Origin of the sequence: Nocardia thailandica NBRC 100428 (assembly GCF_000308795.1) — a bacterium.
In the GTDB taxonomy this organism is placed as follows: domain Bacteria; phylum Actinomycetota; class Actinomycetes; order Mycobacteriales; family Mycobacteriaceae; genus Nocardia; species Nocardia thailandica.
Genome location: NZ_BAGK01000061.1, coordinates 46,201 through 52,806 on the forward strand (window position 1 = coordinate 46,201; position 6,606 = coordinate 52,806).

Annotated in this window: 4 protein-coding genes and 1 pseudogene; 4 read left to right on the top strand and 1 reads right to left on the bottom strand. The window is 74.9% G+C overall.

The genetic code is table 11. From position 1 onward, the window contains the following. Nucleotides 1-64: 64 nt before the first annotated feature. On the top strand, nt 65-718 hold the full coding sequence (gene lexA, locus ON36_RS06840; RefSeq protein WP_043649109.1) for a transcriptional repressor LexA: 654 nt from the start codon (nt 65-67) through the stop codon (nt 716-718). A 5-nt stretch (nt 719-723) separates the two neighbouring features. Here lexA and ON36_RS06845 read toward each other — a convergent pair whose 3' ends face one another. After that, nucleotides 724-1,695: a DUF2332 domain-containing protein gene (locus ON36_RS06845; RefSeq protein ID WP_043649111.1), complete on the bottom strand. Its 972-nt coding sequence runs from the start codon at nt 1,693-1,695 to the stop codon at nt 724-726. Between the two features lie 179 nt (nt 1,696-1,874). Between ON36_RS06845 and ON36_RS06850 the strand changes: the two genes are divergently transcribed. The 3 genes and pseudogenes from ON36_RS06850 to ON36_RS36035 form a co-directional block, all read left to right on the top strand. Beyond that, nucleotides 1,875-2,870, top strand: coding sequence for a ComEA family DNA-binding protein (locus ON36_RS06850; RefSeq protein ID WP_043649113.1), 996 nt, complete (start codon nt 1,875-1,877; stop codon nt 2,868-2,870). Between the two features lie 148 nt (nt 2,871-3,018). Next, the gene (locus ON36_RS35760) at nt 3,019-6,471 is read left to right on the top strand and encodes a ComEC/Rec2 family competence protein (protein WP_218001169.1); all 3,453 of its coding nucleotides are present in this window, start codon (nt 3,019-3,021) and stop codon (nt 6,469-6,471) included. Further along, nucleotides 6,353-6,606: pseudogene (locus tag ON36_RS36035) on the top strand (DNA polymerase III subunit delta); the annotation flags it as partial. The gene ON36_RS35760 and the pseudogene ON36_RS36035, both read left to right, overlap by 119 nt.

Sequence of the window (6,606 nt, forward strand, 5' to 3'; positions counted from 1 at the left end):
GGGTGTTCACGGCGCGGATGACCTCGGTGTCCGGCGCGCGGCGCCGGGCCTCTACGATGCCCCGGTGACCGGACACGACGATTTCGAGCACTTCGACGCCGCCGGGCTGCCGCCGCGCAGGCAGCAGATCCTCGCCGTCATCCGCGACTGGGTACAGGCGCACGGCTACGCCCCGAGCCCGCGGGAGATCGCCGACGAGGTCGGCGTGAAGTCCACCTCCACCGTGTCCCGGCACCTGCGTGCCCTCGAGGAGGACGGCTTCCTCCGCCGTGGCGCCGCGGTGACCCGGCCGATCGACGTGCGGCTGTTCCTGCGCGGCGGCGCGGGCCCGGCCGAATCCGACGCCTCGGTCACGGTGCCGGTGGTCGGTGACATCGCGGCGGGCACCCCGATCCTGGCCGAGCAGCACGCCGACGACCAGCTGACCCTGCCCCGCGAACTGGTCGGCGGCGGCACGGTGTTCGGCCTCCGCGTGCGCGGCGACTCGATGATCGACGCCGCCATCTGCGACGGTGACCTGGTGGTCGTGCGTCGGCAATCCGAGGCCCACCCGGGCCAGATCGTCGCCGCCATGATCGGCGACGAGGCCACGGTGAAGGTGTACCGGCGGCGCAACGGCCATGTCTTCCTCGACCCGTGCAATCCGGCGTACGCGCCGATCGACGGTGACGAAGCGGTCGTCCTCGGCAAGGTCGTGTCGGTGATGCGCCGGGTCTGATCCGGCTACGCCGCCGCCCGCGGCGCCGCCCAGTCCAGGTATCCACCGTGCGGGGCGGCCCAGCCCAGCGGCACACCGTCGCGGGCGAGGGCGAATCGCGCCGTGCCCGAGTCGCTTCCGGGCAGCCCGGCGGCGAGATCCGGGAAGACGCCGGGTCCCTCCTGGGAGATCCAGTGCACGGGCAGCGCGGTGACCAGGTCGCGGAATCGGGTGCGACCGGCGGGGGTGAGGTAGGTCAGGACCGCGCTGTGGAAGACCACGACGGTGCTGCCGGACGGTGCCGAGTGCACCAGGTCCCCGAGCCGGTCGAGCAGGTCGCCGCGCACCAGCAGCGGCGGATCGGCGGCCGCGATCGCGCAGGCCGCGCGCAGCCGTTCGAGCCGCCGGGGGTCGCCCGGCCAGACCAGGGTCTCCAGCCAGTGGCGGTCGTCCGGGTCGGCCGCGTCCAGGGGATTCACATCGATGCCCGCGCGGAACACGATCTCCGGCAGACGTTCCGGGATCGGCGGGCCACCGGTGACCCGGCACGGCAGGCGCACCGGCGACGGCCCGTCCACCGGGTGCAGGAGCCGGTCGCCGTAGTCGTAGCTGAATCGGTCCGGATACAGGCAGAGCCCGGCCGAGGCACCCACCTCGATCAACGCCACCGGTCCCGCCAGGTCGGCGAGTGCGGGCAACAGGGTGGCGGCGCGGCCCGCCTCGTTCGTCTGGGTGCCGCGGCGCCGGATGGTGCCGGTGACCTCGTCCCATCGCCGGAGCAGCTGCCGCCGGAACTCCTCCGCCGAGTCGGTCTCGATGCCGTGGAAGCGGGCCGCGGCCAAGACCAGGTTCGGCTGCTGCTTGTCCGGCGGCAGCGCGCCGATCAGCGCGGTCAGCCGGTCGTCGGCCGCGACGGCCAGTGCCCACCGTTCGTAACGGTCGGACTGTCCGCGCGCCTCGCGGACGGCGAAGTCGTGGAAGCGTTGTCCCGGATGCATGGCTCCAGGCGTACACCGGATCGGCCATGGCGCTCACCGTATCCGCGCACCCTGCGCGAAAGCCTCGGCGAGCAGCGGGACAGCGGGAGTTGTCCACAGGCGCCCGGTTGTCCACAGGCCGCGGGAAAGCCCTGGTCGGCACCGGTCCGCGCGCCGAAGCGGCGCCTAGCGTCGCCGTCATGCCACGACACGAAGAACACGAGCGGATCCGGCAGCGTCTCGGCGTCCTGGCCGCGCCGGAACGCAGCCCGGGCACGGACCCCGTCCGGCCCGGCGGTGCGTCCACGGTCGGCCGGCGCGGAAGCGGTTCGGGGTGGCGTTCCGGCGCGGGCGGCGACGCGCCGCCGGGTCGGGCCGGCGACGGCCGCTGGGACAGTGACGAACTCGACGACCCCGGGCCCGTCGGACTGCCGGACTGGCTGGACGACGGGCCCGCCCGCCGCCGTCGCGGGGGACTCCCCGCGCGGCTGCGGGGCTCGCGCTGGGACCCGGGCAGGCGCGGCGTGGCGGCCTTGGGCGTGGTCGGCGTGCTGGCGGTCGTGGTCACCGCGCTGGTCCTGGTCCGTGATCGTCCGGTCACGCAGGCGGTCGCCCCGGTGCCGTCGGTGCGGGCCGATCACGCCACCCAGACGATCCAGCCGGGCATCGCGCCACCCGTGCCGGTCGCGCGGCAGGACGCCGCGGCCCAGCTGGTGGTCAGTGTCGTCGGCATGGTCGCGCGCACCGGGCTGCAACGGCTGCCCGGCGGCGCGCGGGTCGCCGACGCGATCGAGGCCGCGGGCGGGGCGCTCGACGGAGCCGACCTGAGCAGCCTCAACCTGGCCCAGCGACTGACCGACGGCGATCAGATCGTCGTCGGCGCGAGCGGCCCGTCGGACGGCCCGCCCCGGCTCGGCAGTGTCACCATCGCCGCCGCCGACCGCGCGCCCGGCCCCTCCGGCGCAGGCACCCGTCCGTCCGGCTCGCCCGCTCCTGCCGGCGCGGGCCGGGTGAACCTCAACACCGCGGGCGAAGCGGAACTCGACGCGCTGCCGGGTGTCGGCCCGGTCACCGCGAAGGCCATCGTCGCCCATCGCACGGCGCACGGCCCCTTCACCGACGTCGCCCAACTCGGCGACGTGGACGGCATCGGGCCCGCCCGCCTCGCCAAGCTGCGTGACCTGGTCACCCTGTGAACCGCGTGACGTGTCCCGCCGGTGCCGAGCAGCGTGCTCGGTGAACGCCGGACACCACCCGCGGGCAGGTGCCCCGGCGGCGGAGGCGGAGGGCGGACGGGGGCCTGTCGGGACGCCGCTCGGCGGGCAGCTGCTCGACGGACGGTTGGTGCCCGCGGCGGTGTGCTGCTGGGTGGCGACGCTGGTCGCGTTGACGCTCGGCTGGTGCGCGGGCCTGGCGCTGGCCGTGGCGTCCCTGCTGGCGGCGATCGGCCTGTGGGTCGCGCTCGCGTGGGCGATGGCGCATCGGCGTGAGCGGTGGCGGGTGATCGTGGCGGCGGCGCTGGCGGCGATGGTCGCTGGGGCGGGCTTCGCGCTGGCCGGGTCCTGGCGTGCTCACGAGGTGCAGGCGCATCCGCTCCGCGAGAGCTTCGGCCGCAGTGTCGAGGTCGTCGCGGTGGTGACCGACGACCCGAAACCGGTGCGCGGGGCGGGATTCGGCGGTCAGCGGCGGTGGGTGATCCGGGCGGGGTTGCGCGAGTTCGGGACCGGCGCGACCCGGGTGCGTGCGCGCGGAGACCTCGTGGTGCTCGCGTCCGGCGCCGCGTGGGAACGGCTCGGGCCGGGGCAGCGGATCCGGTTCCGCGCGCGGGTGTCCGAGCCCGACCGGCCCGACCTGACGGTGGCGGCGCTGCACGCGCAGGACATCCCCGAACTCGTCGGCCGGCCGCCGTGGTGGCAGCGCTGGGCAGGCTCCGTGCGGGCCGACCTCGCCGCCGCCGCGCAGCGTGGACTGTCCGCCGACGCCGCCGGCCTCCTGCCCGCCATGGTCGTCGGGGACACCTCACACCTGTCCGGCCGGGTACGGGATGCGTTCGAAACCGCCGGGCTGCAACACCTCAACGTGGTCAGCGGCGCGAACTTCACCATCCTGCTGACGGTCGCGCTGGCCATCCTGCGCGTCGTCTCCGCCGGGCCGAGGGTCGGCGCGGCCATCGCGATCCTCGTCGTCGGCACCTTCGTCCTCATCGCGCGGCCCGACCCGAGCGTGCTGCGCGCGGCGGCCATGGGCTCGGTCACCGTGCTGTCCCTGGTGACCGGACGGCGCAAGCAGGCACTGCCCGCGCTGTGCGCGGCCGTCATCGGATTGCTCGCCGTCACACCGGCGCTGGCGACGAGCGCGGGGTTCGCGCTGTCCGTCGCGGCGACCGCAGGCTTGATCCTGCTCGCGCCCACTTGGGCCGACTGGCTGCGGGGTCACGGCTGGTGGCGGGCGCCCGCCGAGGTGGTCGCGGTCGCGGCCGCCGCATTCGTGGTGACCCTGCCGTTGATGATCGCCCTGTCCGGGAAGATCTCGCTGGTCGCCGTGGCCGCCAACATCCTCGTCGCCCCGGTGGTCGGCGTGATCACCGTGATCGGGGCGGCCGGCGCGTCGGTCGCGGTGCTGTCCACGGGTGCGGGCGCCGTGGTGCTGTGGTGCGCGGCGCTGCCGCTGTGGTGGTTGCTCACGGTGGCCGACACCGCCGCGGGCGTGCCCGGCGCGACCGTCACCGTGCCGTCCGGCATCGCCGGGGGTCTCGTCGCCGCCTGCGTGGTTGCCCTGGCGGTCGTGGTCCTGCGCAGCAGCGTGGTCCGCCACCTGTGCGCGGCGATACTGCTCGGGGTCGCGGCGGTGCTCGTCCCCGTCCGGCTGTGGCATCCCTTCTGGCCGCCGCCGGGCTGGGTCGTCGCCATGTGCGACGTCGGCCAGGGCGACGCGTTCGCCGTGTCCACCGGACCCGGTTCCGCCGTCGTCATCGACGTCGGCCCCGATCCCCGCCCCGTCCGCCGCTGTCTCGACCGCCTCGGTATCGACCACGTCCCCCTCCTCGTCCTCACCCATCCCCACGCCGACCACATCGCCGGCCTCGAAGGCGCCCTGCACCATCGCACCGTCGACGCCATAGCCACCGCGCCCGCCGAACTCCACACCGTCGCCACCCGCCTCTGCCCCGACCGCGCAGCCTCCGCTCCTACCGCCCCTGCGTATTCACCGCCGGTCGTCCCACCCCCACCCCTGCACCGGACCGCAGACCCCACCCCGAATCCCGAACCCACCCCACCCGCCCATGCGAACGTCGATCACCCGACCACGCACCCGACAACCACACACCCCCGGCCGGCGTCCGCACCACCCGCTCCGGCCCAGCCGCCGCTGGCCCAGCCGCCGCTGGCCCAGCCGCCGCCGGCACAACCGCCGCTCGAGGCACCTGCGCCCGAACGCCTGGCGGCCGGGAAACATACGGCCGGACCCACTACCTCCGCGCCGACCTTCGCCCAGCGGGGGCACCCACCTCGAGTGCCACCGACACCGGCGCTGTCGACGCTCGTGGAATCGGCGTCGGCGCGTCGGGCGAGCGAGCAGCCGGCGCACGCGCAGTTGTCCGGCGTCCAGCCGACGTCCGGGTACCTCGAATCCGCGCAGACGGCGTCCGCACGATCAACATCCTCGCCACCGGCATCGATGCGATCGACGGCGTCCCGATCGGCGCGTGCGCCGGGGGCACTCCGGGAACACGCGCCTGTGCGCTCGACGGCCGGGAGCCCTACGGCCGGGAGCCATACAGCCGGGCTCACTACCTCTATGCAACCGCCCTCCGCGCAACCGCCCTTCGCGCAACCGCCCTTCGCGCAACCGCCCTTCGCGCAGCGCGTACTCCCCCCTCGAGTGCCACCGACACCGGCGCTGTCGACGCTCGCGGAAACGGCGCCGACGCGTCAGGCAGCCGTGCAGAAGGCCACACACCCCACCGCGGCACGATCGGCAGAGATCCGGCGCCGAGCCCCTGCCGATCAGCTGCCGCCGACGGCGCCCGACCACGCACACGGCGAACCGTCGACGGGCACCGCGCACCCCGGCGAACCCTGCTCGGGCAGGAGCCCGTCCGCCGACGTCGCCCCGCCGCCGGGCGTCACCGACATCCCGGAAATCGCCGCCGCCCACGGCGTTCCGATCATGGAACTGCACTCCGGTCACAGCTTCGGCTTCGGGCGGGTGGAGCTCGACGTGCTGGCTCCCGGGCCGGAACCTCCGTTCTCGCTCGCGCAGGACGAGGCGAACGACCGCTCGCTGGTTCTGCGCGCCCGGACGCCGGCGGGCACGGTGTTGTTCACCGGGGACATCGAATCCGGCGCGCAGCAGCGGCTTCTGGCGACCCAGGACGTGCGGGCCGACATCCTGAAGGTGCCGCACCACGGGTCGCGCACCACCATCCCGGCGTTCCTCGCCGCGGTGCGGCCGGTGCTCGCGCTCACCAGCGCGGGGCGGGACAACACCTTCGGGCATCCGCATCCGAGGACCCTCGCCGCGCTGGAACAGCTCGGGGCGACCGTCGCGCGCACGGATCGCGACGGGGACGTGCTCGTGCTCGGCACGCCGGGGAGTCTGCGGGTCGTGCGGGCGCGGCCGCGGCGGTGTCGGTGCGGTTCCGTAGGATCGCAGCGTGACCGCCCAACCCGTACACCTGCTGCTCGGCGACGAGGAACTGCTGGTCGAACGCGTGACGGCGCAGATAACCCGCGAGGTCCGCGCCGGCGCGCCGGACCCGGACGCGGTGCCGGTCGACCGGCTGCGCGCCGGTGACGCCGGTCCGGCCGAACTCGCCGAGTTGCTCAGCCCGTCCCTGTTCGCCGAGGACCGGATCATCGTGCTCGAATCGGCCGCGGAGGCGGGCAAGGACGCGGTGTCGGTCATCACCGGTGCCGCCGCCGATCCGCC

Bases quoted from the DNA above. Each gene is read 5' to 3' on its own strand.
- ON36_RS06845 (WP_043649111.1), bottom strand. From the start codon at position 1,695: ATGCATCCGGGACAACGCTTCCACGACTTCGCCGTCCGCGAGGCGCGC.
- ON36_RS06850 (WP_043649113.1), top strand. From the start codon at position 1,875: ATGCCACGACACGAAGAACACGAGCGGATCCGGCAGCGTCTCGGCGTC.